Source organism: Nocardia sp. NPDC004415, assembly GCF_053602435.1.
This window is the reverse complement of the sequence record NZ_JBSGDP010000004.1, coordinates 68599-94399: the sequence shown is the minus strand read 5'-3', so window position 1 is coordinate 94399 and position 25801 is coordinate 68599. Positions and strand designations below refer to the sequence as shown.

Sequence of the window (25801 nt, the reverse complement as noted above, 5' to 3'; positions counted from 1 at the left end):
CGACCGTACAATGGCAGGTCAGGAATGCTCCCCGGGACACCGCTGTCCAGGAAGGGGTGGATGACGATGACGTCACGCACCGCCAAGTCCACTGCCCGTCCCGCGCCCGTCGCGGCGCTGCATCTCGGGTCGGGTGACCCGGTGCTGCTGTTGCACGGATTCATGCTCTCGCCACACTGCTGGGAACAGGTGGCGCGGCGGATGTCGGCGAACTGCGAGGTGTACGCGCCCGCCTTCGCGGGGCACTGGGGTGGCCCGGAGGTCGAGGGCTGGTCGCTGGATGTGTACGCGCTGGCCGATCAGATCGAGAACCAGCTCGACGAATTGGGTTGGCGTGACTGCCATATCGCCGGCAATTCGCTCGGCGGCTGGGTGGGACTGGAGCTGGCCCGGCGTGGCCGGGCACGGACCCTCACCGCCATCGCGCCCGCGGGCGGCTGGACCCAGCCCTCGATCACCCAGTTACGCATCGGCGCCAAGTTCGCCTCGCTGATCCCGTTCGTCGAGATCGGCAAGCGCCTTGGCACCTTCGTGGTGGACAACGCGCTGGTCCAGCAGGTGGCGGGGTTCCTGGTCGCCAAGCACGTGAGCGCGATCCCGCGCCGCGACCTGGCGACCCTGGTGACCGCGGTGCTGCACTGCGAAGTGATCGTCCCGATGCTGCTGGGCAGCCTGCGCGCCCCGTCGATGACCGATCTCGACACGATCGCGACCCCGGTGCGGATGCTGCTGGCCGAGTACGACCGGATCATCCCCAACAGCGTCTACGCCACCCGCTACCTGCGCGAACTGCCCGAATCGGCCGACCGCATCGTGGTGCACGGGGTGGGTCATGTGCCGATGCTGGAGGCGCCGGACCGGATCGCGACGCTCATCGCCGAGCACATCTACGCCAGCCGCGGGCACCTGCGCGCGGTCTGAGGCCGGGTGGGCGGACGATGTCCGCCCACCGTCAGCGGGTCAGCGCTTGTAGTTGCTGAAGTCGCCCCGCCAGATCAGCTCCTCGGAGGTGACGACCGCGGGCTTGAGCTTGTCGACCGGCACCGCGTAGGCGATCTTGATGGTCTGCTTGGAGCCGGGCGGCAGCTTGCCCTCGAGGCCGTACTTGTAGTTCTTGTCCAGCGAGAGCACCGACTCGGCGGCGGTCCCGTCCTCGCCGAAGACCAGCGACGGGGATGACCAGCGGTCCAGCGCCTTGGACGAGGTGTTGTTGAGCTGGAAGGTGAACACCGAGACGGCACCCTCGCGCTCGACCTGGTCGCCCTCCACCTTCAGGATCGACAGCTCGACGCCGGATTCGAGCTTGCCGGTGTCACCCGGGTTCAGCACGCCGTCGGCGTTCGGGGTGGCCGGGGCCGCCGAGGACGTGGTGGCCGACGACGGCGTGACCGGCTGACCACCGGGCGGCAGTTCTTCCTGGCATCCGGCCAGCAGCAAGGCGGCGGCAGCCACCGTGGCGGACAGCGCGAAACGGGTCTTCACGGATTCCCCTCCTCATGGGACGCGCGGGGTCTCCATGCGAGATCTTCCCCCCGAGCACAGCGCAAGCATCATATACATGCCTGTGCCGCTGCGTTTTCCCGCGCGCGAGGGTCAGAGGAGCTTGCGCGCCAGCTGTGCCGGGAGGACACGCAGGGCGTAGCCGAACGGCACCCACGGCCAAGCGGGCACATACGCCTTGGCGCGGCGCTTCTCGATGGCGGCGACCATGGCGCGCACGCCGGTGGCGGTGTCCACCATGAACTTCGGCTCGTGTTTGATCCGGTCGTTCATCTCCGAGCGGATGTAGCCGGGATAGATCACCGAGACATCCACGCCGGGAATGTTTTCCGTGCGCACACCCTCGGCGAGCGCGGCCACGCCCGCCTTGGTGGCGGCGTAGGTGGTGAGGGTCTTGGGCATGCCGCGCAGGGCCGAGATCGAGGAGATCATGACCAGGTGGCCGTGGCCCTGGGCGCGGAACAGGGTGAGCGCGGCCTCGCTCTGGGTGAGGGCGGCAAGGAAATTCACCGTCGCGGTCGCCCGGTTGGCGTCGTGGCGGCCGGTGCCCAGCGGGGCGCCCTTGCCCAGGCCCGCGTTCACCACGACGCGATCGATCGTGCCGAACTCGGCGGCGAACTCGTCGAAGACACGAAAGACGGCCGCGTCGTCGACGACGTCGAGCGCCTTCACCGACACCACGCGGTCCGGCTGTTCGGCCAGAATCTGCGTGCGCAGCTCGTCGAGGCGCTCGGTGCGGCGCGCGCACAGGGCGAGGTCGTAGCCGAGAGCGGCGAACTGGCGGGCCATCTCGGCGCCGAGGCCCGAGCTGGCGCCGGTGACGAGGACGACGCCCCGGCGGTCACTGCGCGAATTCATGGGTCCACGGTAGTCACCGTCCGCACCCCCGGTGCCGCTTCGGTAGCAGCTGCCCGCGAATCCGCGACCGCGTCGGCGACCACCACCGGCGTGCGCCGGGCACCGAAGCGGTACGGCGGCGCCGTGCCGGGGTGTGCGGTCAGTGCACCGCGACCAGGCGGGCGGTATTGGCGGCCTCGTCGTCGGCGGCCTCGTTGGCGGCGAGTTCGGCGTGCACCCGGTCGTAGTAGCGGTTGATCTCGGCATTGGTGGTCTCCTCGTCCCAGCCGAGCAGCGGGGCGATCAGCCGGGCGATCTGCGGGGCGGCGGCCAGGCCGCGGTCGGGGACCTCGATGGAGATGCGGGTGCGGCGGGTGAGCACGTCGTCCAGGTGCAGAGCGCCCTCGTGGGTGACGGCGTAGACGATCTCCGCGGCGATGTACTCGGGCGCGCCCGAAATCGGCTGTCGCAGGGTGTGATCGGTGCGGACCAGATCGAGCAGCTCGCTGGTCAGCGAGCCGTAGCGGCCCAGCAGGTGCTCGACGGTCTCGGCGGGCAGCCCGGCGGCGGCCGCCAGCGACTGGGCCGCGGCGAGCATCTCGGCGTAGCCCGCCGCGCCGAGGATCGGCAGCGTGTCGGTGGACGAGGCGGGGATCTCGCCGCCGAGGCGGGCGGCGACGGCGTCGACCACATCGGCGGCCATCACCCGGTAGGTGGTGTACTTGCCGCCCGCGATCACGAACAGGCCCGGCGCGGGCTCGGCCACGGCGTGCTCGCGCGAGAGCTTGGCGGTCTCCTTGGACGCGCCGGTCATCAGCGGCCGCAGACCCGCGTAGGTGCCGACGATGTCGGCCCTGGTCAGTGGCTCGCGCAGCAGCCCGTTGACGTGGTCGAGGATGTACTGCACGTCGGCGGCGGTGGCGGTGGGGTGGTTCTTGTCCAGCGCCCAGTCGGTGTCGGTGGTGCCGATGATCCAGTGCTCGGCCCACGGGATGACGAACAGCACCGACTTCTCGGTGCGCATGATCAGCCCGGTGTGCAGGTCGAGCCGGTCGCGCGGGACCAGGATGTGCACGCCCTTGGACATGCGCACATGGAACGGGAAGTCGACGCCGGTCAGCTTGATCATGTCGTCGGTCCACACGCCGGTCGCGCTGATCACGCTGCGGGCCCGGATGGTGTGTTCGCGGCCGGTTTCCAGGTCGCGCACGCGGGCGCCGACGACCCGCTCGCCGTCGCGTTCCAGCCCCGTCACCGTGGTGCGGGTGAGCACGGTCGCGCCCTGTTCGGCGGCGGTGCGGGCGATCATCATGGTGTGCCGGGCGTCGTCTACCTGGGCGTCGTAGTAGCGGATGGCGCCGGTCATGGCGTCCTCGCGCAGCGCGGGCGCGAGTTCCAGTGCGCCGGTGCGGGTCAGGTGCTTGTGCATGGGGACGGTGCGCGCGCCGCCGAGGGTGTCGTAGAGGGCGATGCCCGCGCCGATGTAGGCGCGCTCCCACACGCGGTGCTGCAGCGGGAACAGGAACGGCACCGGCCGCACCAGGTGCGGCGCGAGCGTGTTCAGCAGCAGCCCACGTTCTTTCAGCGCCTCGCGCACCAGCGCGAAGTCCATCTGCTCGAGGTAGCGCAGGCCGCCGTGGATGAGTTTGGACGAGCGGCTCGAGGTACCCGCGGCGAAATCGCGGGTCTCGACCAGGGTCACCGACAGGCCGCGCGACGCCGCGTCGAGCGCGGCACCCGCGCCGGTCACCCCGCCGCCGATGACCAGCACGTCGATCTCCTCGGCGCCGAGCCCGGCGATCGCCTGCTCACGGTAGCTGCGATCCAGTTGTACAGACATGCGGTTCTCCTTGGACAAAGGGGTTGTCGGAGTTCAGATCTCGGCCCAGTCGAGGGTCCGGGAGACGGCCTTGCGCCAGCGGGCGTAGCCGTGTTCGCGCTGCTCGTCGGACCAGGTGGGATACCAGCGGACGTCTTCGGCCCAGTTGTCGAGCAGGTCGTCGGTGGAGGCCCAGAAGCCCACGGCCAGCCCGGCGGCGTAGGCGGCGCCCAGCGCGGTGGTCTCGGCGACGACCGGCCGCGAGACCGGCACGCCGAGCAGATCGGCCTGGATCTGCATGGCCAGCTGGTTGACGGTGACACCGCCGTCGACCCGCAGCGTCTCGAGCCGCACGCCCGCGTCGCGCTGCATGGCCTCGACCACGTCACGGGTCTGGTAGGCGATGGATTCCAGGGTGGCCCTGGCCAGGTGCGCGTTGTTGCTGTAGCGCGAGAGGCCGACCACCGCGCCGCGCGCGTCGGGCCGCCAGTACGGGGCGAACAGCCCGGAGAAGGCGGGCACGAAGTAGACCCCACCGGAGTCGGTGACCTGGCCGGCCAGGTCCTCGATCTGCGCGGCGCCCGCGATGATGCCGAGCTGATCGCGCAGCCACTGCACGGCCGAACCGGTGACGGCGATCGAGCCCTCCAGCGCGTAGGCGGGCTTGTCGTCGCCGAAGCGGTAGGCGACCGTGGTGAGCAGGCCGTGCCGGGAACGCACGATCTCGGTGCCGGTGTTGAGCATGAGGAAATTGCCGGTGCCGTAGGTGTTCTTGGCCTCGCCGGGCCGGAAGCACACCTGGCCTACGGCGGCGGCCTGCTGGTCACCGAGCACGCCCGCGATGGGGACGACACCCTTGAACGGGCCGTCGGGGTTGGTGCTGCCGAAACCGGCCGGGTTCGCCGAGGCGGCGATGGCGGGGAGCATCGCGCGCGGGATGTCGAAGATCGCGAGGAGTTCGTCATCCCAGTCCAGGGTCTCCAGGTCCATGAGCATGGTGCGCGAGGCATTGGTGGGATCGGTGACGTGCACGCCGCCGCGGATACCGCCGGTCAGGTTCCAGATGAGCCAGGTGTCCATGGTGCCGAACAGGGCGTCGCCGCGTTCGGCGTCGGCGCGCACGCCCGGGACGGTGTCCAGGATCCAGCGCAGTTTGCCGCCGGAGAAGTAGGGCGCGGGTGGCAGGCCGGTGCGGGCGCGGATGAGTTCGCTGTGCCCGGCGGCGTCGAGGTCGGCGATGACGCGGTCGGTGCGGGTGTCCTGCCAGACGATGGCATTGCCGTAGGGGCGGCCGGTGTGGCGATTCCAGACCACGGTGGTCTCGCGCTGATTGGTGACGCCGATCGCGGCGAGCTCGGCGGCGGTCAGATCCGCTTGCGCCAGTGCGGTTTTGACGACCGTGCGGGTGCGCTCCCAGATCTCGTCCGGATTGTGTTCGACCCAGCCCGCCCGCGGCATGATCTGCTCGTGCTCGAGCTGATGGCGCGCGACGACGGCACCGTGCCGGTCGAAAACCATGAAGCGTGTCGATGTGGTGCCCTGGTCGATCGCACCCACATACATCGTTGTCCTTTCACCGGACTCCGCGGTGAGTCCGCCCTGCGCGATCCACGCTAGGAACCGGGTTCGGGGGCCGCCATCTCCACCGTTCGACAATGCCGAACGGGCTGGTAGGTTCGGGGTGTGCCTGGCCCGATCCAGTCGATCGAACGCGCCGCCGCGGTGCTGCGTCTGCTCGCGCGTGCCCCCGGCCCGCTCGCCGTCGGGGAGATCGCCGGCGCCCTCGACCTGGCCAAACCCACCGCGCACGGCATCCTGCGGACGCTGCTGGGCGTCGGGTTCGTCGACCAGGACGCCACGACCGGCCGCTATCTGCTTGGGCCCGCGCTCGGCGAACTCGGCACCGACCGGCTCGATGTGAACGAGCTGCGCTCGCGGGCGATCCACCGGGCCGACGCGCTCGCGGCGCGCACCGGGGAGTCGGTACGGATCGCGGTGGGGCGCGCGGACGGCGTCACGGTGATCCACCACGTCTTCCGGCCGGACAACAGCGCCCAGGCGCTCGCGGTCGGCGAGGTGCTGCCCGCGCACGCCACCGCGCTGGGCAAGGTGCTGCTGGCCTATGACGCCGTGCCTGCTCGGACACGGTCTGCGGCTGGCGCAGCCGGTTCGGGGGCCCCGTCCGGCGCCGACCCGGAGCTGACCGCCTTCACCCGGCGCACCATCGTCGATCGCGACGAACTCGCGCGCGCGGTCACCGAGGTCCGGCGGGCGGGATGGGCCGGTGAGGTCGGCGAGTTCCGCGGCGGGGAGGCGGGTGTGGCCGCGCCGATCCGCGACCGGGGCGGGCTGGTGGTCGCGGCGCTCGGGATCACCGGGCCGGTGGATCGGTTATGCGACAACCGATTACAGCTGCGTGCCACGGCGATCGAGCACGTGCGCGCCGCGGCGCGGGCCGTGCACCGCGACCTGAGCGTGTCGCCGTGAGAAGGCGCCCGGCGGCGATCGGCTCGCCGACGCACGACCACGCGGCAGGCGCCGGGCTTGCGCGCCCCCTGGGTCACTTCCGGCGTTGCGGCGAGATAGCCTGCCGCGCAAGCGATTACTGCCGGACCATCCCGACCGACCGGGTAGAGGTGCACCGGCAGCCCGCGAATGACCTCGCTGACGGGAGCCGGACCCGATGACCCGACGCTTCGTCCTGTCCATCGACCAGGGCACCACATCGAGCCGGTGCATCGTGTTCGACCGGCACGCCCGGCTGGCGGGGCTCGCGCAGCGCGCGCAGCGCCAGCATTATCCCAGGTCAGGGTGGGTGGAGCAGGACGCGCTGGAGATCTGGCGGACCGTCGAGAAGCTGGTCCCCGCCGCGTTGCGGGACGCGGGGATCGGGGTCGAGGACGTGGCCGCGATCGGAATCGCCAATCAGCGCGAGACCACCGTGGTGTGGGATCGCGTGACCGGGGTGCCGGTGCGGCGGGCGATCGTCTGGCAGGACGTACGCACCGAGGCGCTGGTCGAGCGACTGCGCGAACAGCCCGGCGCGGAACGCATTACAGAGCTGAGCGGGCTGCCACTGGCCACCTATTTCGCCGCGCCCCGGCTGCGCTGGCTGCTCGACGAAGTCGACGGGCTGCGCGAGCGGGCCGAACGCGGTGACGTGCTGTTCGGGACGATGGAGTCCTGGCTGATCTGGAATCTCACCGGCGAACACGTCACCGATGTGACCAATGCGGGCCGGACCTTGCTGATGAACCTGGCGACCCGTCAGTGGGACGCGGAACTGTTGCGGTTCTTCGATATTCCGCCCGCGATGCTGCCGCGCATCGAGTCGTCGACCGGCGATTTCGGGATCGCGCGGACCGCCGCCCCCGGAGTACGGATCGGCGCCGCCCTGGGCGACCAGCACGCCGCGCTCTTCGGCCAGACCTGTTTCGCGCCGGGCGAGACCGAATGCACCTACGGCACCGGCGGATTCCTGATGATGAACACCGGCGCCGAACTCGTGCGCTCCCGGCACGGACTGCTCACCACCATCGGCTACCAGGTGGGCCCGGAGCCGGTGTACGCGCTGGAGGGGCCGATCGCGGTCACCGGGTCGCTGGTGCAGTGGCTGCGCGACATCGTCGGCCTGATCGCCACCGCACCCGAAATCGAAACGCTCGCAAGCACTGTCGACGACAACGGCGGCTGCTATCTGGTCCCCGCCTTCTCCGGCCTCTACGCCCCGCACTGGCGCAGCGACGCCCGCGGCCTGCTCATCGGCCTCACCTCGTACGTCACGAAAGGCCACCTCGCCCGCGCCGTCCTCGAGGCCACCGCCTGGCAGACCCGCGACGTGGTCGAGGCCATGAACGCCGACGCCGGTCTGCGCGCGCGATCCCTGCGCGTAGCGGGCGGTATGGCCGCCAACAACCTGCTCATGCAGATCATCGCCGACGTCCTCGACATCCCCGTCACCCGCCCCCTGGTCACCGAGACCGTCTCCCTCGGCGCCGCCTACGCCGCGGGCCTGGCCGTCGGCTACTGGCCCGACCTCCAGGGCCTACGCCGCAACTGGCGAGCCGCCGCCCAATGGCTCCCCCACCCCGACCGCACCCGCCGCGACGAGGAATACGCCCACTGGCAACGCGCCGTCCACCTCAGCATCGGCTGGGCCCGCCCGGCAGACGGGCCGAACTGACGGCCACGTGCGCCGGTGTCCTCAGCCGAAGAGCTCGTTCGCGGATGTCGCGGTGAGGGCCCGCTGGAGCCATTCCTCGAGCTGCGCGCGGTCGGCGCATTCCGCGAGCTGGGTACGCTGCGCCGCCAAGAGTGCCAATCGCCTACGGCGTGCTGTGTGACGCGCGGCGGGCCAGCCAGACGGTGGTGGTGAACAGGAGGACGCCTGCGATGGCCAGAACAGCGCCGACGGCGGCGGGGGCGGTGTAGCCGAGGCCTGCGGCGATGACGAGGCCGCCGAGCCAGGCGCCTGCGGCGTTGGCGATGTTGAGGGCGGCGTGGTTGAGGGCGGCGGCGAGGGTTTGGGCGTCGGCGGCGACGTCCATGAGGCGGGTTTGCAGGCCGGGTGCCAGGGCCGCGCCGGAGGCGCCGACGAGGAAGGCGCCCAGGGCGGCGGTGACCGGGTTGTGGGCGGCCAGGACGAAGCCGGCCAGGATGACGACCATGGCGAGCAGGGCGGCGAAGATCGAGCGGTCGACGCCGCGGTCGGCCAGGATGCCACCGAGGACATTGCCCGCGATCATGCCGAGGCCGAACAGGGCGAGCACGATCGGGACGGCGCCGACGGACAGCCCGGCCACATCGGTCATGGTGGTGGCGATGTAGGTGTAGACGGCGAACATGCCGCCGAAGCCGATCGCGCCGACGGCCAGGGTGAGCAGCACCTGGGGGCGGCGCAGGGCGCCCAGTTCGGTGCGCGGATCGGTGATGGTCATGGTGGTCAGCGGTGGCACGAACCGCCACAGCGCGGCCACGGTCGCCACGCCGATGATCGCGACCACCACGTAGGCGTCCCGCCAGCCCAGATGCTGGCCGAGCCAGGTCGCGCCCGGCACACCGACCACATTGGCCACGCTCAATCCGAGCATCACCGCGGCCACCGCCTTGGCCCGCTGCCCGGCGGGCGCGAGCGTGGCGGCCGCCAGCGAGGCGACACCGAAGTAGGCGCCGTGCGGCAATCCGGAGACGAATCGCGCCGCCACGAGCGACCCGAAGGTCGGGGCGAGCACGGTCGCGGCATTGCCGACGGTGAACGCGGCCATCAACGCGATGAGCAGCTTCTTGCGCGGCACCCGTGCGCACAGCGCGGCGATCAGCGGCGCCCCGACGACCACGCCGAGCGCGTACGCCGACACCGCATGACCGGCCGTGGGCTCGGTGATCCGGAAGTCGCCCGCGATATCGGGCAGCAGTCCCATGGTCACGAACTCGGTGGTGCCGATCCCGAATCCACCCAGCGCCAACGCCAGCATCGCGGGAATGTGCCAGCTGGTGCGTGGCGCCACGCGGTCGGCGGCGGAGAGGGAGGAAGTCACGCCTCCATGCAACGGCGAGTCCCGGTCCCGCGCATCCCGGGACGACCGTGAGTTACCCCACCCGGACACGGAACAGCCCGGCGAGCAACCCACTGTTCTCGCGAGAACACGGGTAACTCACCGGGCCGAGCGAACGCTGCCCACCTCACCGTGGGGCTGCCGACGCAGCCCACTATCGGCCAGAGGCGGAAAGGCTCACTTCAGGGTGCGGGCCAAATTCGCGTCCAAGGCACCCAGGAATTCCTCGGTGCTCAGGTAGCCCTGATCGCCGCCGACGAGCAGCGCCAGGTCCTTGGTCATCTGCCCACCCTCGACGGTCTTGATGACCACGTCTTCGAGCGCCTGCGCGAAGCCGATCACCTCGGGGGTGTTGTCCAGCTTGCCGCGGTGTTCGAGGCCGCGGGTCCAGGCGAAGATCGACGCGATCGGGTTGGTCGAGGTCGGCTTGCCCTGCTGGTGCTGACGGTAGTGCCGGGTGACGGTGCCGTGTGCGGCCTCCGCTTCACAGGTCTTGCCGTCCGGGGTGAGCAGCACCGAGGTCATCAGGCCGAGCGAGCCGAAGCCCTGGGCCACGGTGTCGGACTGCACGTCGCCGTCGTAGTTCTTGCAGGCCCAGACGTAGCCGCCCTCCCACTTCATGGAGGAGGCGACCATGTCGTCGATGAGGCGGTGCTCGTAGGTCAGGCCCGCCGCGTCGAACTCGGCCTTGAACTCGGCGTCGAAGACTTCCTGGAAGGTGTCCTTGAACATGCCGTCGTAGGCCTTGAGGATGGTGTTCTTCGTGGAGAGGTACACCGGGTAGTTCTGCTGCAGGCCGTAGTTGAACGAGGCGCGCGCGAAGTCCTCGATGGACTTCTTGAAGTTGTACATGCCCATGACGACGCCGCCGTCCTCCGGCATCTTCACGACCTCGTGCACGATCGGCTCGCTGCCGTCCTCCGGGGTGAAGGTCAGCGTGACGGTGCCCGCCTCGAAGACCTTGAAGTCGGTGGCGCGGTACTGGTCGCCGAAGGCGTGGCGGCCGATGATGATCGGCTTGGTCCAGCCGGGCACCAGGCGGGGCACGTTGGAGATGATGATCGGCGCGCGGAAGATGGTGCCACCCAGGATGTTACGGATGGTGCCGTTGGGCGAGCGCCACATCTTCTTGAGGCCGAACTCCTTCACCCGCGCTTCGTCGGGGGTGATGGTGGCGCACTTGACGCCGACGCCGTGCTTCTTGATGGCGTTCGCGGCGTCGACGGTGACCTGGTCGTCTGTCTTGTCGCGATACTCGATGCCGAGGTCGTAATACTCGAGGTTCACGTCGAGATACGGGTGGATCAGCTTGTCCTTGATGAACTGCCAGATGATCCGGGTCATCTCGTCGCCGTCGAGTTCTACGACGGTACCTTCAACCTTGATCTTGGACATGGATCTTCGTGTCCTCCTAGGATGGTGCCCTCATTGCACGGCCAGGCGAACACGCTTGTGAGCGGACCCCAGCTGTTCCAACAGACAACGTATATGCCCCGCGTTGTCGGCGGGACGTGTGGTGCAAACAAGACAAGCGTACTGCTGCCCGGGACCTCACCGCGATGGGAGGGCCCGCTGTGCGGGACTGTGCCGATCGCGACGTGATCCAGGCTACGTTCAGCCGGGAAGTTTCCGTGTGGGGGCTTGTCCGGTTAACATGACGGCAAGGTCATGAGTACCAGCGTCAAGCCCCGGCTCGCTGGTCGGCAACCCTCCAGTTGCGGTGGGGTGCTCCGGGTGATGACCGGGCTCTCGAAGGTCGAGGGCAAGCGCGCATCCCAGGAGGCCCCCATGTGTTGTTGTCCGTCGATCCGACCCAGTTGACGAATTCCCCGGCGCACAACCCTGGAGCACTTTCATGACCGACTCTGCCCTGCCCGAGAACTGGACCTTCGAGACCAAGCAGATCCACGCGGGCCAGGCCCCCGACGCGAGCACCAACGCGCGGGCCCTGCCGATCTACCAGACCACCTCCTACACCTTCCGCGACACCGATCACGCCGCCGCGCTGTTCGGGCTCGCCGAGCCGGGCAACATCTACACCCGGATCATGAACCCCACCCAGGACGCGGTGGAGCAGCGCATCGCCGCGCTCGAGGGTGGTGTCGCCGCGCTGTTGCTGGCCTCGGGCCAGGCCGCCGAGACCTACGCGATCCTGAACCTGGCGGGCGCCGGTGACCACATCGTGTCCAGCCCGCACCTCTACGGCGGCACCTACAACCTGTTCCACTACTCGCTGCCCAAGCTGGGCATCGAGGTCTCCTTCGTCGAGGACCCCGACGACCTGGCCCAGTGGCAGGCCGCCATCCGGCCCAACACCAAGGCCTTCTACGGCGAGACCATCGCCAACCCGAGCAGCGCGGTGTTCGACATCCCCGGCATCGCCGCCGTCGCGCACGCCGCGGGCCTGCCGCTGATCGTCGACAACACCGTCGCCACCCCGTACCTGATCCAGCCGCTGGCCCACGGCGCCGACATCGTCGTGCACTCGGCCACCAAGTACCTGGGCGGGCACGGCGCGGCCGTCGCGGGCGTGATCGTCGACGGTGGCACCTTCGACTGGACCGTGCGCGACGCCGAGGGCAACGCCCGTTTCCCCGGCTTCACCGAGCCGGACCCGAGCTACCACGGCGCGGTCTTCGCCGACCTGGGCGCGCCCGCCTACGCGCTCAAGGCCCGCGTGCAGCTGCTGCGTGATCTGGGCGCGGCGGTCTCGCCGTTCAACGCCTTCCTCATCGCCCAGGGCATCGAGACGCTGAGCCTGCGGGTGGAACGGCACGTGGCCAACGCCGAGGCCGTGGCGAAGTTCGTCGCCGAGCAGCCGGGCGTGGAGAAGGTGTACTACGCGGGCCTCGAGTCCTCGCCCTGGCACGAGCGGATCACGCAACTGGCCCCCAAGGGCGCCGGCGCGATCGTGGCCTTCGACCTGGCCGGTGGCGTCGACGCGGGCAAGAAGTTCGTGGACGCTCTGAGCCTGCACAGCCATGTCGCTAACATCGGTGATGTGCGTTCTCTCGTGATTCACCCGGCCTCGACCACGCACTCGCAGTTGACGCCGGAGGAGCAGCTGGCCGCAGGCGTGTCTCCGGGGCTGGTGCGGCTCGCGGTGGGTATCGAGGGCATCGACGACATCCTGGCCGATCTGCGGGCCGGTTTCGCGGCGGCGACGACGTGACTGTGAGCACCGAATCGCCGATCGCCCGACCCGGCTCCGGGGTGGCTCTGCCGCCCCCGGACGGGCGACTCGGCGTGGTCGCCATCGGGGACGTGACGCTGGAGAACGGCGCCGTGGTCCCCGATGTGCGGCTCGCGGTGCAACGCTGGGGCGAGCTCTCGCCCACCCTGGACAATGTGGTGCTGGTCGAGCACGCGCTCACCGGCGACTCCGCCGTCATCGCCAGCCCGGACAATCCCGCGCCGGGCTGGTGGGAGGGCATGGTCGGCCCCGGCGCGCCGATCGACACCGACGAATGGTGTGTGATCGCCACCAACGTGCTCGGCGGCTGCAAGGGCAGCACCGGCCCGTCCAGCATCGCCCCCGACGGAAAGCCGTGGGGCGCGCGTTTCCCCGGCCTGACCATCCGTGACCAGGTGACCGCCGAGGCGCAGCTGCTCGACCTGCTCGGCATCGAGCGGCTCGGCGCGGTGGTCGGCGGGTCGATGGGCGGCATGCGGGTGCTGGAGTGGATCATCGGCAGCCCGGAGCGGGTCTCGGCCGCGCTGGTGCTGGCCGTCGGAGCCAGGGCCACCGCCGATCAGATCGGTACCCAGACCACGCAGATGGCCGTCATCCGGTCCGACCCGGACTGGCAGGGCGGTGACTACCACGGCACCGGCCGCGCGCCGATGACCGGCATGGGCCTGGCCCGGCGCATCGCGCACCTGACCTACCGCACTGAGGGCGAGCTCGACCACCGCTTCGCCAATCAGGCCCAGGGTGACGAGGACCCGTGGACCGGCGGGCGCTACGCGGTGCAGAGCTATCTCGAGCACCAGGCCGACAAGCTGTGTCAGCGGTTCGATCCGGCCACCTACGTGCTGCTCAGCGAGGCGATGAACCGCCACGACATCGGGCGCGGACGCGGCGGGGTCGCCGCCGCGCTGGCCTCGACGCCGGTGCCGTGCGTGGTGGGCGGGGTCGACTCGGATCGCCTGTACCCCTTGCACACTCAGGCCGAGCTGGCCGAAGGTCTGCCCGGCTGTGCGGGTCTGGAGATCGTGCACTCCCGGGACGGGCACGACGGCTTCCTCACCGAGGCCGCCGCCGTCGCCAAGCTGCTCACCGAGACGATCCGGATGGCGCGCGAGAACCGCTGAGCCGCAGCCGTTACCGGCCCGGCAGCCCCGGCAGCAGGGCCACCACCGAGCGGACGAAATCCTGGAGTCGTTCGCGCGGGTACTCCTGGGGATCGCTCACGGCCAGGCGGCCGAGCATCTCGGCCACGGTGAGCGTGGCGTTCGCCAGCAGCGCCGCGTCCATGCCCGACCAGCGCGGTGAGAGCGCGATACCGACCTCGACCAGCGCCTGCGCGCGAGCGAGGATGTCGGCGCGCGAGGTACGCAGGGCGGCCCGGTATTCGTCGGGGGCGCTGGCCGGGGTGGCCACGATGAGCCGCCAGCGCGTCGGATTCGCCAGGGCGAGGCCGACGAACGCCTCCACCGTCGCCGAGGCGGCGACGACCGGTTCGGTGCCGTCCAGGTCGGCGGGCAGGGTGTCGGCGATCTGCGCCAGGCCGCGTTCGCGCTCCCGTTCCAGCAGCGCTTCGACCAGTTCGGCCCTGGTCTTGAAGACGGTGTAGAGCACCGGCTTGCCGACCCCGGCTTCCTGGGCGACGGCCTCCATGCTCAGTTCGTGCAGTTCGGCACGGCCCAGGACCGCGAACGCGGCGTCGAGCAGCTGGGCCCGGCGTTCGTGCGGCGGCAGTCGCGGGGCGTAGCGGCGCCGAGGCCGCTGTTCCTGCGTGGCGGTCACGGGACCTCCCTTCACCCTCCGAACGTTACCGGTCACCCATCCGGACAAATCCTACACAACCGTTGTATTCGATCCGCACAATTGCTACGGTTGCGTTGTATTCACCTGTGAGGTTCGCCTCGGCACTGCAAAGGAGCACGTGCATGGCCTTCGATCCGACTTCCCTGCGCCGCGACGACTACGGCTTCTTCGGCCCGGACTCCCCCACCTGGAAGGTGTGGGCGGCGCCGACCGCGCTGATCGGATTCCAGCGCGCGGTCACCCTCGAGCACTTCGACCCGTTCCTCACCGCCGCGGTGGCCGACTCGCACGGGATCTACGACAATCCCGCGACCCGTCTCGACCACACCCTGTCCTACTTCCTGCTGGTCGCCCTCGGTGACGGCCGCACCGCCATCCAGGCCGCTGAGCACCTGATGAAGGTGCACGCGCCGATGACGGGCATCGAACCCATCAGCGGCAAGCGCTACAGCGCCAACAATCCCGAGTCGCAGCTGTGGATCCACGTCACCGGCTGGCATTCGGTGCTCAAGGCCTACGAGATGTTCGGCCCCGGCCCGCTGAGCCCGGCCGAGGAGGACCGGTACTGGGCCGACTGCGTGATCGCCGCCGAGTTGCAGACCTGCAAGCCCGCCGATGTGCCGCGCGATCGCGAGGAAGTACGCGCCTATTTCGCGCGGATGCGGCCGCAGCTGTGCGTCAGCGAGCGGGCCGTGCGGGCGATGCACTACCTGCTGTGGCCGTCGGTGGACAAGGGCATGACGTTCGCGGCGGGCGGGCGGGTGCTGTCGCTGGCGACGATCGCGACGCTGCCCACCTGGATGCGCGAGCTCGGCCGGTTCGACCTGCCGCGCGTCGTCGACGCCTCGGCGCGGCTGCCGTGGAAGGCGCTGGTGTGGGCCACGGCGCTGCGCGGCAACCGGGGGCTGATCCTGGCCAGTCCGTACGTCGCGAAGCTGACCGGGCAGATCCTGGCCGCCCACGCCACCGCCGCGCCGCCGCGGGACCGGGCCACGATCACTCCCGCCGAGGCCCGCGAACGCTACGGCAGCAAGGGCACGCGCAGTCTGTGGGAGGGGTCCATCGCCTCCGCCTGATCGCGACGACCGCGTCCCCCGGGCGCGGTCGTTTCGTCAGCTGACGCCGAGGGTGTTGATGGTGGCCGCCAGGAAGACGATGGAACTGCCCAGCGCGGTCAGCGCGGCCACGTCGAAGGGCTTGCTGCGCACCGCGAGCAGCCCCACCTGCACCGTCGGCAGGCACAGCCGGAAGGCCGCCGCCACCAGCGCGGCACTACCGAAGATGAGCGCCCCACGACGCCAGCGATCCCACGCGACGAACCCCACGGCGACGATGATCAGCGCGGTCACCACGGTCATCGGCAGATGACTGCGCAGATACTGCTGCCAGGCACTCAACCGCACCACGCGATGCTTGCCGGTCGTCTCCGCCTTGTTCACGCCCCGATTGTTCCAGACGCACCGGCCACGTACCCTGCTGCGGTGTTCAATGTGATGTTCCACCAGCCCGTGATTCCGCCGAACACCGGTAACGCGATCCGGCTGGTGGCGGGCACCGGCTGCACGCTGCACCTGATCGAGCCGCTTGGCTTCGATCTGTCGGAGTCCAAGCTGCGCCGGGCCGGGCTGGACTACCACGACCTGGCCTCGGTCACCGTGCACCCGGATCTCGAGACGGCGTGGGCGGCCATCGGCCCGCAGCGCGTCTTCGCCTTCACCACGCAGGCGAGCACGCGCTACACCGACATCACCTACCGCGCCGGCGACATCCTGCTCTTCGGCACCGAACCCACCGGCCTGCCCGCCGAGGTCCTCGCCGACCCGCACATCACCGATCAGGTACGGGTACCCATGCTGCCCGGACGCCGGTCGATGAACCTGTCGAACACCGCGGCGGTCGCGGTCTACGAGGCCTGGCGCCAACAGGGCTTCCCCGACGCGGTCTGACCCCGATTCCGGACCTACTTCCCTCGGGTGGAGCTGATCACGCCGGATGACGCCTGATCAGCCGTCGACCTCGAAGCGTTTGAAGCGGGAGGTGGCGCCCGCGGTGAGGCGGACCGCTGACTTGGGGACGCCGAAGTGGGTGGCGAGGAGGTCGATGGCGGCCTTGTTGGCCTTGCCCTCTACGGCGGGGCCGCGGACGTAGAGGGTGAGGGTGCCGTCGTCGGCGGTTTCGACGAGGGGGCCTTTACGGCTGTTGGGTTTGATCGTCGCCCGGACCGTCGGCACCGCTCGCTCCCTTCGGGTCGGTCGAATGCTGTTCGGGGGCGGGGTGGTTCGGTTCCGGCTCGGGTGTCGTGCTCGCGGCGGGCGCGGTCCTGCGACGCAGCAACCAGCGCAGGGCCGCCCAGAGGATCGCGCCGATGACCGCGAGGAAGCCGAGCCAGGGCAGGGCCTTGCCGAGGAAGACGATCGCGTCGTGCAGCCAGTCGAGCAGCGAGTGCCAGCCCGCGACGACACCGTCCCAGAAGTTGTCGGCCTCGCCGGGGGTGCGCTCGTCGTCGGCGGTGAGGGTGATGGTCAGGGTGGACAGGGCCACCTGGTCGTCGAGCGAGCGTTTCTGCGCGGTGAGACTGTCGAGTTCGCCCTGCCTGCTCGACAGGGCCTCCTCGGCGGCGATCAGGTCGGCGGTGTTGGTGGCGCCCGCCATGAGCGCGCGCAGGCGGTCGACGGAGGCTTGCAGGGCGCGGATGCGGGCGTCGAGGTCCTGCCACTGCATGGTGACGTCGTCGCGGTTGGTGGTGACCCGGGTGACGGTGCCGATGCCGTCGAGCCCGCTGATGAAGGCATCGGTCCTGTCGGCGGGCACCCGCACGCTGAGCACCGCGCGCGCGTTGCGCTTGTCGGTGCCGGGCTGTTCGGTGCGGCTGTCGATGCGCCCGTCCACGGCCCGCACCTGCTCGGTGACCGTCGCCGCGCCCGCGATCGGATCACCGGTCGAGATATCGACCGAGCCGGTGATCACCTCCTTGCGCGTCGAATCCGCCGGTGCCGGACTGTCTTTCGCCGGTGCGCCCTCGCGGAATCCGGGCGCGACCGCCGCGGCGGGCCCCGAGACAGTCGGAGTGGCCCCGCCGGAGGACTCGTCGTTCCCGCCGCCGCATCCCACCAGGAACAGCAGCCCGAGCATCCCGATCAACGTCACCGCAAGCTTGCGCATGGTCGCAGCGTAGTGCGCCGAGGCCGCCGACGGGCGTAGCCGCCGACTACAGATCGGCGGGCGGGATACGGAATATCGCGACGCCGGGCGTGAGCGGTTCGATCACCCGGAGGTCCGGCTGATCGGCGTCGAACGCGGCGAACAGCACCCGGGTATGACCCGTTGTGCGCGTCAGCGGAAGTCGCGGGAGCGGGCGACGATGCGCAGGTCGAGGTGTTCGAGGTGGTCGGCGACGAGGCTGGCCGCGCCCTCGGCGTTCTGGATGCGGCCGCGTACCAGCAGGGCGGTGGCACTCTGGGCGAGGCGGCGGTGGCGCTGCCACAGGCCCACCGAGCAGACGACATTGACCATGCCGGTCTCGTCCTCGAGATTGAGGAAGGTGACGCCTGCGGCGGTGGCCGGGCGCTGGCGGTGGGTGACCGCGCCCGCGACCAGGATGCGGGTGCCGTCCTCGACGAGCAGCAGGTCCGCGGCCGGGACGACGCCGAGGGAGCGCAGGTGTTCGCGCAGGAATTCGGTGGGGTAGCTGCCGGGTGAGATGCCAGTGGCCCATACATCGGCGGCGGCGATCTCGAGCGCGCTCATGCCGGGCAGGGACGGGGCCGCGGTCACCGGTCCGGTGCCGGGTAGCAGGTCCGCGCGTTCCCGCGCCGCCGCACCCGCCGACCACAGTGCCGCCCGCCGCCCACCGTCGTTCTGGACAAGGCAGTCCAAAGCGCCTGCGGTGGCCAGGGATTCGACCTGGGCGACGGACAGTTCGATGCGGCCGGTGAGGTCGAGCATCGAGGTGAAGGGGCCGTGGGTGGTGCGGTCGGCGACGATGCGCTCGGCGAGGTCGGCGCCCAGGTGGCGGATGCCGGACAGGCCGAGGCGGACCTCGGTGCCCGCGTTCTCCAGGGTGGGTTCGGCGCGGCTGACGTTGATGTCGGGGCCGTGCACACGCACCCCGTGACGGCGGGCGTCGGCGACCAGCGACTGCGGCGAGTAGAAACCCATCGGCTGGGCGCGCAGCAGCCCGGCGCAGAACGCGGCCGGGTGGTGCAGCTTGAACCACGAGGAATAGAACACGATCGAGGCGAAGCTCTGCGAATGACTCTCCGGGAAGCCGAAATTGGCGAAGGCGTAGAGCTTCTCGTAGATGCGGTCGGCGACCGCGCCGGTGATGCCGTGCAGCTCACGCATGCCCTGGTAGAGACGCTCCTTGAGCTGTTCCATCTTCTCCGGTGAGCGTTTGGAGCCCATGGCGCGGCGCAGCTGGTCGGCTTCGGCGGCGCTGAAACCGGCTACATCGATGGCCATCTGCATGAGCTGTTCCTGGAACAGCGGCACCCCGAGCGTGCGGGCCAGCGAGTTCTCCAGTGCGGGATGGTCGCAGACGGGGTCCTCCAGGCCGTTGCGCCTGCGGATGTACGGGTGCACCGAACCGCCCTGGATGGGACCGGGCCGGATCAGCGCCACCTCGACCACCAGGTCGTAGAAGGTGCGCGGTTTGAGCCGGGGCAGCGTGGCCATCTGCGCGCGTGACTCCACCTGGAACACCCCGATCGAGTCGGCCCGTTGCAGCATCTCGTAGACGGCGGGTTCGGCGAGGTCGAGCGCGTGCAGTTCGACCTTCTCGCCCTTGTGCTCGTGGACCAGGTCGATCATGTAGCGCAGCGCCGAGAGCATGCCGAGGCCGAGCAGGTCGAACTTCACCAGGCCCACGGCGGCGCAATCGTCCTTGTCCCACTGGAGCACGCTGCGTCCGGCCATGCGCGCCCACTCCACCGGGCACACGTCGGCGATCGGCCGATCGCAGATCACCATTCCGCCGGAGTGGATGCCCAGATGCCGTGGCAGACCGTCGAGTTCACCGGCCAGTTCGAGGACGGGCGCGGGAATGTCGGTGCCGGTCTCGGCGGCGCCCCCCGACCAGCGGCTCACCTGCTTGCTCCACGCGTCCTGTTGACCGGGCGAAAAGCCCAGTGCGCGTGCGGCATCGCGCACCGCCGACTTGCCGCGATAGGTGATCACATTCGCCACCTGGGCGGCGTAGTCGCGACCGTATTTGGTGTAGACGTGCTGGATGGCCTCCTCGCGCCGGTCGGACTCGATGTCGACATCGATATCGGGTGGGCCGTCGCGCTCGGTGGACAGGAACCGTTCGAACAGCAGGTTGTTGGCCACCGGGTCGACATTGGTGATGCCGATGGCGTAGCAGACCGCGGAGTTGGCGGCCGAGCCACGGCCCTGGCACAGGATGTCGTTGTCCTTGCAGAACTCGACGATGTCGTGCACCACCAGGAAGTACCCGGGGAAGGTCATCCGCGCGATCACCGCGAGCTCGTGCTCGATCTGCCGGTACGCCGCGGGATTCCGGTCCGGCGGGCCGTACCGCTCGGCGGCGCCCTTCAGCGCGAGATGACGCAGCCACGAGTCCTCGTCGTGGCCGGGCGGCACATCGAACGGCGGTAGCTTCGGGGCGATCAGCCGCAGGTCGAACGCGCACTCGCGGGCCAGCTCCACCGCGTGCGACACCGCCCGCGGGTACTCGGCGAACAGCCGCGCCATCTCCGCGCCCGAACGCAGATGCGCGCCGCCGGTGGGCGGCAGCCAGCCCGCCATCTCGTCGAGGCTGCTGCGCGCGCGGATCGCGGCCAGGGCCATGGCGCGCTTGCGCTGGGCGGGCGCGGCGAAATGCGCGCCGGTGGTGGCCAGGGCCGGCAGGCCGAGCCGGTCGGCCAGCGCGACCAGGTGGGCATTGCGTTCGTCGTCGGTGGCGATGCCGTGGTGGGCGAGTTCGACGCTCACCCGGTCGTGGCCGAAGCGTTCGACCAGATCACGCAGGGCCGCTTCGGCTTTCGGCAGGCGCGTGTCGCCCGCGGCCAGGTCCTGCTCCAGCGCGAGGCGCAGGTGGCCTTTGCGGCAGCCGGTGAGGATGTGCCAGTGCCCGTCCGCCGCCGCGGTGAGGGTGTCGAGGTCGTAGCGCAGGATGCCCTTCGCGCCTGCCGCCATGTGCGCGTCGGCCATCTCCCGCGAGAGCCGCCGATACCCCTCTTGCCCGCGCGCCAGGATCAGCAGATGCGGTCCGCCGGGATCGGGAAACCCGGTGCGTGGCAGGGAGTCCGGTGCGACCCGCGCTCCCCCGCGGGGAACAGAACGGCGCCGGACCGCATCCCCTCGGCCCGGCGCCGCCTCCGCATCGGTTCCCAGTGACAGTTCGGCACCGAAAACCGTTGGCATTCCCCATTCCCTGGCCGCCTCGGCGAACCGGACGGTCCCGTAGAAACCGTTGTGGTCGGTGAGCGCCAGGGCCTCCAGGCCCAGCCGCACCGCCTCCTCGACCAGTTCCTCGGGCTGGCTCGCGCCGTCGAGGAAGCTGTAGGCGGAGTGGGCGTGCAGCTCGGCGTAGGGCACCGTCGGGCCGCTGGGCCGGTCGAGCGGGGCGGCGCGATACTCGCCGCGTTTGCGCGACCAGGCGGGGCTGTCGCCGCCGTCGCCGGGATGCATGTCCTCGGCGGGGCGGGCGCTCGGCCTGCCCGAGAGCACCCGCTCCAGCTCCGACCAGGTCGGCGGACCATTGCTCCAGCCCACGCGCCCACTCCTCTCACGACCCCCACCGCATCCCCGCACCAGGCGTGGCCGCCGTCAGCTCGCGGGCAAACGCTCCATCGAGCACGTCTCGAGCGCCGCCTCCACATGCTCGAGACCCGAGCGGATCACCGCGCCGTAGGCATCGTTGGCGAGCACGTCGAGGTGCCCGCGCGCGATGGCCAGCTGCATCCGCGCCATGTCGAAGTCACCGACGCGGCGGTGACTGTCGGCCAGGTTCAGATACAGCGAGGGCAGGAAGCCGCGCAGGCCCTCGTCGAGCGGGATGCCCGGCCCGAACACCGCGGCCAGCGCTCGCTGATCCCACAGCAGCGCACCCTCCGGCAACTCCTGCACATCGGCCAGGTGATGCGCGATCACGCAGCGATGCAACGGGTCGCCGCCTTCCCCTATCTCCTCCCAGAGCCTGGTCAGCGCGGCGCGCGCCGCCGCCTGATCGAAACCGCCGAGCCGCACCGCGGCATAGATATCCGCCATCCGATCGTCCGCCATGTGCACCAGTATCGCACATACGTTCGAATATTGGCGAGAGGCTTTCGAACATATTTTCGAGTCTGGTCAGGGAACTTACTTTGGAGTAAGTTAGGAGGGAACGAGCTGCAAAGGAGCAGTGATGTCCCAGGTTTCTCCAGGTGCACAGGGCCGTAAGCGGCAGCGTGAGCTGACCGGCAGGCATGTCGTCATCACCGGCGCGTCGTCCGGGATCGGGCGGGCCGCCGCGCTCGCGGTCGCGGACAAGGGCGCCGTGGTCTTCCTCCTCGCCCGGCGCGGCGACGAGCTCGCCGAGGTGGTCACCGAGATCACCGACGCGGGCGGGCGCGCCTACGGCTATCAGTGCGACGTCACCGACGCCGCATCGGTGGAGGCCGCCGTGAAGGCCGTGCTGGACCAGCACGGGCACGTCGACATGCTGGTCAACAACGCGGGCCGGTCCATCCGCCGCGCCATCCACCGGTCCACCGACCGCATGCACGACTTCGAGCGCACCATGGCGGTCAACTACTTCGGCGCCGTCCGGATGACCCTCGCCCTGCTGCCGCAGATGCGCGAGCGCGGCTTCGGCCACATCGTCAACATCTCCAGCGCCGGCGTGCAGGTGGCCACGCCCCGCTTCGCCGCGTACCTGGCCAGCAAGGCCGCGCTGGACAAGTTCGCCGAGGTGGCCGCGGTCGAAACCCTCGCCGACGGAGTCGGTTTCACCACCATCCACATGCCGCTGGTGCGCACCCCGATGATCGCCCCCAGCGGCGACCAGGGCCCCTCCGAGTCCCCCGAGTGGGCCGCGGGCACCATCGTGCGCGCCCTCACCGAACGCCCCAAGCGCATCGACGTGCCGCTCGGCACGCTGGCCGAATACGGCGGCATCATCACCCCGCGCCTGCGCGACCGCGTTCTGCACCGCTACTACCGCGCGCTGCCGGATTCGCCTGCGGCCAAGGGTGAATCGGTCGAGGAGGTGCCGGTGGAGGTTCCGCCGGCGCCCGCGCCCAAGCCGCGCTCGGCCGCCCGCAAGGCCACCGGGACCGCGCTGCGCCGGGCGGCGCGATGGGTGCCGGGGACGCATTGGTGAATCGGGCTGCGCCGGAGACGAATCGAGCCGGGTGATCGGCAGCCGGGGACCGCACACCGTGAGCGGTTCCCGGACACCCGGCTCACCGTGGCCGACCGCTCGCGGCGCAGGGGGCCGCGAGCGGTGCCGTCCCGGCGGAGCGCCCTACCGCGACGGTGGCTGATCGCCCTGGGCCGCGACGAGTTCCTGGACCGAGACCGCTTCCAGGTAGGTGGCCGGTTTGGGGGCGGCGTGGCAGCTGGCCTGGCGGGGATCGGCGGCGGCGGTGCGGGCGGTGACGTGCCAGCGGCGGCCGTCGCGGTGGGTGACGATGGCGGCGCCCGCGAGGGTGGGGTCGTCGGTGGGGGCCGGGTCGAGGTGGACGGTGAGGTCATCGAGGGCCGCCGGGATCTGTTCGCGGACAGCGACTTCGGCGAGCTGGGCGATCGGCGGGTAACAGCTGCGGCCGCGCAGGCCGGTGAGCGAGACCTCGCCCGCGTCGGCCGCGGTGAGCAGCGCCTCGGCGGCGGGGACGTCGACGCGGCCGTAGGTGAGACCGGTGGGGAGCACCACGACGGCGGGGGCGAACCGGTGACCGCCGGTGTGCGAGGCCTCCCAGATCCGGCCGGGATGCCCGGCCGACAGCGCCGCCGCGATCGGCCTGCCCAGCAGCGCGCAGCACTGGTCGCGTTTGCCGTGGGCGCAGACCAGCACGATCGGATCGTCCACGGGCACACCGATTCCCGGAGCCGGGCCCGCGGTGAGATGCAGGTCGAGGTCGAAGAGCTCGCGCAGGTCGGTGATCTCGAATCGCTCGCACCACGAGCCCTCCGGGCGCGAGGCGGCCAGCAGGACGGTGCGCCTGCCGGTGAATTCGTGGCGGCCGGGCCGACGGATCAGCGTCGGGCGGACCTTCGCGGCCGAGGTGCGCGCGGCCAGTTCGGCGGTGATCTCGGGGCCGAGCACCTGGTCGCCGATCACGTCGCGCCCCCACGCCCCGGGATGCTCGATACACAGCCAGCCGGTGACGTGCACGGCGGTGCCGGGCAGCGGGAGGTCCGCGGCGGCCGCCGAGCACAGCATCCCCTCGAACGGGTTCATGGCGCTCCTTCCGCGACCGGCCGTCCAGCCGGTCGGGACGGGCACCACAACTCTAGGACCCGGTGAACGCGCTATTCGTACACGCCCTCGGCGTGCCAGTCGGTGGCGTCGTAGACCAGCAGGACCGCGCGGATCTCGGTGGCGGCGGCGTCGAGCTGGACCTGGACGCGCACGGCGGGCGCGGCGGGGTCGGCCGACCACCAGCGTTCGACGACCGCCCAGGGCCCGGCCCAGCCGAGCAGTGCCCATTCCTTGCGGCCCCAGCGCAGGCGGGCGGGGTCGGCGGTGAGCAGGCCGCGGTCGGTGATCAGCACGGCGAGGCCGTCGGCGTCGGTGAGCCGCACGACCGGGCGGTGCAGCAGGAGCAGGGTGGGTGCGGGTTCGGGGAGCTTGCCCGGCCAGGGGTGGGTGGGGTCGGCGGCGGGGGTGAGTTCGTCGCCGAGGGCGATCGTGGTGATGCGCTCGGCGGGACCGCGACCACCACTGAGGACACCGACGCGCACCGCCTCACCACCGAGCAGCCCCTGCACGCGGACCAGCGCGCGGCGAGCCCGTTCGGTCTCCTCGCCCTCGCCGCCCCACAGGCCCAGTTGCAGCGCGCCTGCGGCGACCACCTCGACCGGTTCCAGGGTGAGCGCGACGATGGGCGCGGTGGGGCGGGCGCGATGGGTGAGCCAGCCGTCGAGCTGCCAGCGGACGCGGTCGGCGGTGTCGGCGGGGGTGAGCGGGCGGGCACAACGCCAGATGCGGGTGAGTTCCTCGCCCGCCTCGGTGCGCGCGGTCACCGCGAGACGGGTACAGGCCACCCCGGCCGCGGTGAGCGCCGCGTGCAGACCGGTGGCGAGTTGGCGGCCCGCGAAGGCGGCGGCGTCGACCCGGTCGATCGGTGGGTCGCAGGCCAGGTCGACGGTCAGTTCCGGGGCGGGTGGACGCGCCGAGGGCGGGCGTTCCGGCAGGGCCCGCGCGGTGCGGTGCGCGAGGACGGCGTCGGCGCCGAAGCGCGAGGCCACCTCGGCGGGTGACAGCCGCGCGAAATCGCCGATGCGGCGTAAACCCAAGCGGCGCAACAGGTCGACCAGTTCGGCGCGTTCCGGCGCGGCCAGACTCGGCTCGCTCGCGAGCTCGGCCACCGGCAGCGCGGCCAGATACCGGGCGCCCTCCCCCAGTGTCACGATGGCGCCGCGCCGCGCCGCGATCACCGCCGTGGACACCGCGTCGGCGATGCCGATCTGGGCCTCGGCGCCCACCGCGGCGACGGCGTCGATCAGCTGCTCCGCCGCCGCCTCCTCGGACCCGAAATACCGTGCGGCACCGCGTGCTCCGAGCACGACGAGCCCCGGCCGCAGCACCTCGACGCCCGGCACGGTCGCGTCGACGACCTCGACCACCGGCTCGAACAGGCGCGCGTCCCGGTCCGGATCATCGGCCACGACAACGAGTTCCGGACAGCAGCCCTGGGCGTCGCGCCGCCGCATCCCGCGCCGCACCCCGTCGGCGCGCGCGATGGCCGAACACGCGACCACCCGGTTCCCCCGCAACACCGCCACCGGCCGGTCCGCTGCCACCCCGGCCATCGCCGCGGCCGCCACGGCGGGCCAGTCCGGACACCACACCGCGAGCACCCGATCACGCCCGGTCACGGTGCGGCCTTCGAACGACCCACCAGCTGTCCGCCGAGCCGAGGCGGGCGAGCCGGA

At 70.8% G+C, this 25801-nt stretch carries 22 protein-coding genes and 1 riboswitch; of the genes, 8 read left to right on the top strand and 14 right to left on the bottom strand.

The features are described from left to right. Positions 1–66: 66 nt before the first annotated feature. Positions 67–921: an alpha/beta fold hydrolase gene (locus ACWEMY_RS03260; protein ID WP_452388675.1), complete on the top strand. Its 855-nt coding sequence runs from the start codon at positions 67–69 to the stop codon at positions 919–921. A gap of 39 nt (positions 922–960) precedes the next feature. On the opposite strand, the gene ACWEMY_RS03255 is transcribed toward ACWEMY_RS03260, so the two are convergent. The 4 genes from ACWEMY_RS03255 to glpK (ACWEMY_RS03240) all read right to left on the bottom strand — a co-directional run bounded on the left by ACWEMY_RS03255 (position 961) and on the right by glpK (ACWEMY_RS03240) (position 5719). Next, positions 961–1482 carry a hypothetical protein gene (locus ACWEMY_RS03255; RefSeq protein ID WP_452388674.1) on the bottom strand — a complete coding sequence of 174 codons (522 nt, stop codon included), beginning with the start codon at positions 1480–1482 and terminating at the stop codon, positions 961–963. Between the two features lie 111 nt (positions 1483–1593). Next, a complete protein-coding gene (locus ACWEMY_RS03250) occupies positions 1594–2358 on the bottom strand; it encodes an SDR family oxidoreductase (protein WP_452388673.1) in 765 nt (254 codons plus the stop codon). A gap of 139 nt (positions 2359–2497) precedes the next feature. Then, positions 2498–4177, bottom strand: coding sequence for a glycerol-3-phosphate dehydrogenase (gene glpD / locus ACWEMY_RS03245; protein WP_452388672.1), 1680 nt, complete (start codon positions 4175–4177; stop codon positions 2498–2500). 33 nt (positions 4178–4210) lie between these two features. Further along, positions 4211–5719 (bottom strand): glycerol kinase GlpK, encoded by a 1509-nt coding sequence (glpK, locus tag ACWEMY_RS03240; RefSeq protein ID WP_452388671.1) that lies wholly within the window; start codon positions 5717–5719, stop codon positions 4211–4213. Between the two features lie 120 nt (positions 5720–5839). Here glpK (ACWEMY_RS03240) and ACWEMY_RS03235 point away from each other — a divergent pair, with 120 nt between their 5' ends. Further along, the gene (locus ACWEMY_RS03235; protein ID WP_452388670.1) at positions 5840–6643 is read left to right on the top strand and encodes an IclR family transcriptional regulator; all 804 of its coding nucleotides are present in this window, start codon (positions 5840–5842) and stop codon (positions 6641–6643) included. Between the two features lie 196 nt (positions 6644–6839). Then, a complete protein-coding gene (gene glpK / locus ACWEMY_RS03230; RefSeq protein WP_452388669.1) occupies positions 6840–8339 on the top strand; it encodes a glycerol kinase GlpK in 1500 nt (499 codons plus the stop codon). A gap of 142 nt (positions 8340–8481) precedes the next feature. Here glpK (ACWEMY_RS03230) and ACWEMY_RS03225 read toward each other — a convergent pair whose 3' ends face one another. Both ACWEMY_RS03225 and ACWEMY_RS03220 read right to left on the bottom strand, forming a co-directional pair. Next, complete coding sequence (locus ACWEMY_RS03225) at positions 8482–9630, bottom strand: MFS transporter (protein ID WP_452388727.1); 1149 nt, start codon at positions 9628–9630, stop codon at positions 8482–8484. Positions 9631–9888: 258 nt separating this feature from the next. Further along, complete coding sequence (locus ACWEMY_RS03220; protein ID WP_452388668.1) at positions 9889–11106, bottom strand: NADP-dependent isocitrate dehydrogenase; 1218 nt, start codon at positions 11104–11106, stop codon at positions 9889–9891. A gap of 269 nt (positions 11107–11375) precedes the next feature. After that, positions 11376–11486, top strand: a riboswitch (SAM riboswitch). Positions 11487–11566: 80 nt separating this feature from the next. On the opposite strand from ACWEMY_RS03220, the gene ACWEMY_RS03215 reads away from it, so the two are divergent. Both ACWEMY_RS03215 and metX read left to right on the top strand, forming a co-directional pair. Next, positions 11567–12883, top strand: coding sequence for a bifunctional o-acetylhomoserine/o-acetylserine sulfhydrylase (locus ACWEMY_RS03215; RefSeq protein WP_375934644.1), 1317 nt, complete (start codon positions 11567–11569; stop codon positions 12881–12883). 41 nt (positions 12884–12924) lie between these two features. Then, a complete protein-coding gene (metX, locus tag ACWEMY_RS03210; RefSeq protein WP_452388726.1) occupies positions 12925–14025 on the top strand; it encodes a homoserine O-acetyltransferase MetX in 1101 nt (366 codons plus the stop codon). Between the two features lie 10 nt (positions 14026–14035). On the opposite strand, the gene ACWEMY_RS03205 is transcribed toward metX, so the two are convergent. Next, positions 14036–14680, bottom strand: a complete 645-nt coding sequence (locus ACWEMY_RS03205; RefSeq protein ID WP_452388667.1) for a TetR/AcrR family transcriptional regulator — start codon at positions 14678–14680, stop codon at positions 14036–14038. Between the two features lie 143 nt (positions 14681–14823). Here ACWEMY_RS03205 and ACWEMY_RS03200 point away from each other — a divergent pair, with 143 nt between their 5' ends. Continuing rightward, positions 14824–15777 carry an oxygenase MpaB family protein gene (locus ACWEMY_RS03200; RefSeq protein WP_452388666.1) on the top strand — a complete coding sequence of 318 codons (954 nt, stop codon included), beginning with the start codon at positions 14824–14826 and terminating at the stop codon, positions 15775–15777. 36 nt (positions 15778–15813) lie between these two features. On the opposite strand, the gene ACWEMY_RS03195 is transcribed toward ACWEMY_RS03200, so the two are convergent. Further along, on the bottom strand, positions 15814–16140 hold the full coding sequence (locus ACWEMY_RS03195) for a DUF3017 domain-containing protein (RefSeq protein WP_336085191.1): 327 nt from the start codon (positions 16138–16140) through the stop codon (positions 15814–15816). Between the two features lie 42 nt (positions 16141–16182). Between ACWEMY_RS03195 and ACWEMY_RS03190 the strand changes: the two genes are divergently transcribed. Further along, entirely contained in the window at positions 16183–16647 is a 465-nt protein-coding gene (locus tag ACWEMY_RS03190; RefSeq protein WP_452388665.1) for a tRNA (cytidine(34)-2'-O)-methyltransferase, read from the top strand. Between the two features lie 57 nt (positions 16648–16704). Here ACWEMY_RS03190 and ACWEMY_RS03185 read toward each other — a convergent pair whose 3' ends face one another. The 4 genes from ACWEMY_RS03185 to ACWEMY_RS03170 all read right to left on the bottom strand — a co-directional run bounded on the left by ACWEMY_RS03185 (position 16705) and on the right by ACWEMY_RS03170 (position 21946). Beyond that, the gene (locus ACWEMY_RS03185) at positions 16705–16932 is read right to left on the bottom strand and encodes a DUF167 domain-containing protein (RefSeq protein ID WP_452388664.1); all 228 of its coding nucleotides are present in this window, start codon (positions 16930–16932) and stop codon (positions 16705–16707) included. Beyond that, a complete protein-coding gene (locus ACWEMY_RS03180) occupies positions 16892–17863 on the bottom strand; it encodes a DUF4349 domain-containing protein (RefSeq protein WP_452388663.1) in 972 nt (323 codons plus the stop codon). The genes ACWEMY_RS03185 and ACWEMY_RS03180 overlap by 41 nt, the downstream gene beginning before the upstream one ends. A 171-nt stretch (positions 17864–18034) precedes the next feature. Then, on the bottom strand, positions 18035–21436 hold the full coding sequence (locus tag ACWEMY_RS03175; protein WP_452388662.1) for an error-prone DNA polymerase: 3402 nt from the start codon (positions 21434–21436) through the stop codon (positions 18035–18037). A 54-nt stretch (positions 21437–21490) separates the two neighbouring features. After that, on the bottom strand, positions 21491–21946 hold the full coding sequence (locus tag ACWEMY_RS03170; protein WP_375934613.1) for a hypothetical protein: 456 nt from the start codon (positions 21944–21946) through the stop codon (positions 21491–21493). 121 nt (positions 21947–22067) lie between these two features. Here ACWEMY_RS03170 and ACWEMY_RS03165 point away from each other — a divergent pair, with 121 nt between their 5' ends. After that, positions 22068–23024 (top strand): SDR family NAD(P)-dependent oxidoreductase, encoded by a 957-nt coding sequence (locus ACWEMY_RS03165; RefSeq protein ID WP_452388661.1) that lies wholly within the window; start codon positions 22068–22070, stop codon positions 23022–23024. A gap of 144 nt (positions 23025–23168) precedes the next feature. On the opposite strand, the gene ACWEMY_RS03160 is transcribed toward ACWEMY_RS03165, so the two are convergent. Both ACWEMY_RS03160 and ACWEMY_RS03155 read right to left on the bottom strand, forming a co-directional pair. Beyond that, the gene (locus tag ACWEMY_RS03160) at positions 23169–24104 is read right to left on the bottom strand and encodes a sucrase ferredoxin (protein WP_452388660.1); all 936 of its coding nucleotides are present in this window, start codon (positions 24102–24104) and stop codon (positions 23169–23171) included. A 71-nt stretch (positions 24105–24175) separates the two neighbouring features. Further along, positions 24176–25678 carry a DNA polymerase Y family protein gene (locus ACWEMY_RS03155; protein WP_452388725.1) on the bottom strand — a complete coding sequence of 501 codons (1503 nt, stop codon included), beginning with the start codon at positions 25676–25678 and terminating at the stop codon, positions 24176–24178. Between the last annotated feature and the right edge of the window lie 123 nt (positions 25679–25801).

Bases quoted from the DNA above. Each gene is read 5' to 3' on its own strand.
- ACWEMY_RS03260 (WP_452388675.1), top strand. From the start codon at position 67: ATGACGTCACGCACCGCCAAGTCCACTGCCCGTCCCGCGCCCGTCGCG.
- ACWEMY_RS03250 (WP_452388673.1), bottom strand. From the start codon at position 2,358: ATGAATTCGCGCAGTGACCGCCGGGGCGTCGTCCTCGTCACCGGCGCC.
- glpD (WP_452388672.1), bottom strand. From the start codon at position 4,177: ATGTCTGTACAACTGGATCGCAGCTACCGTGAGCAGGCGATCGCCGGG.
- glpK (WP_452388671.1), bottom strand. From the start codon at position 5,719: ATGTATGTGGGTGCGATCGACCAGGGCACCACATCGACACGCTTCATG.
- glpK (WP_452388669.1), top strand. From the start codon at position 6,840: ATGACCCGACGCTTCGTCCTGTCCATCGACCAGGGCACCACATCGAGC.
- ACWEMY_RS03225 (WP_452388727.1), bottom strand. From the start codon at position 9,630: ATGCTGGCGTTGGCGCTGGGTGGATTCGGGATCGGCACCACCGAGTTC.
- ACWEMY_RS03220 (WP_452388668.1), bottom strand. From the start codon at position 11,106: ATGTCCAAGATCAAGGTTGAAGGTACCGTCGTAGAACTCGACGGCGAC.
- ACWEMY_RS03215 (WP_375934644.1), top strand. From the start codon at position 11,567: ATGACCGACTCTGCCCTGCCCGAGAACTGGACCTTCGAGACCAAGCAG.
- ACWEMY_RS03200 (WP_452388666.1), top strand. From the start codon at position 14,824: ATGGCCTTCGATCCGACTTCCCTGCGCCGCGACGACTACGGCTTCTTC.
- ACWEMY_RS03180 (WP_452388663.1), bottom strand. From the start codon at position 17,863: ATGCGCAAGCTTGCGGTGACGTTGATCGGGATGCTCGGGCTGCTGTTC.
- ACWEMY_RS03170 (WP_375934613.1), bottom strand. From the start codon at position 21,946: ATGGCGGACGATCGGATGGCGGATATCTATGCCGCGGTGCGGCTCGGC.
- ACWEMY_RS03165 (WP_452388661.1), top strand. From the start codon at position 22,068: ATGTCCCAGGTTTCTCCAGGTGCACAGGGCCGTAAGCGGCAGCGTGAG.
- ACWEMY_RS03160 (WP_452388660.1), bottom strand. From the start codon at position 24,104: ATGAACCCGTTCGAGGGGATGCTGTGCTCGGCGGCCGCCGCGGACCTC.
- ACWEMY_RS03155 (WP_452388725.1), bottom strand. From the start codon at position 25,678: ATGGCCGGGGTGGCAGCGGACCGGCCGGTGGCGGTGTTGCGGGGGAAC.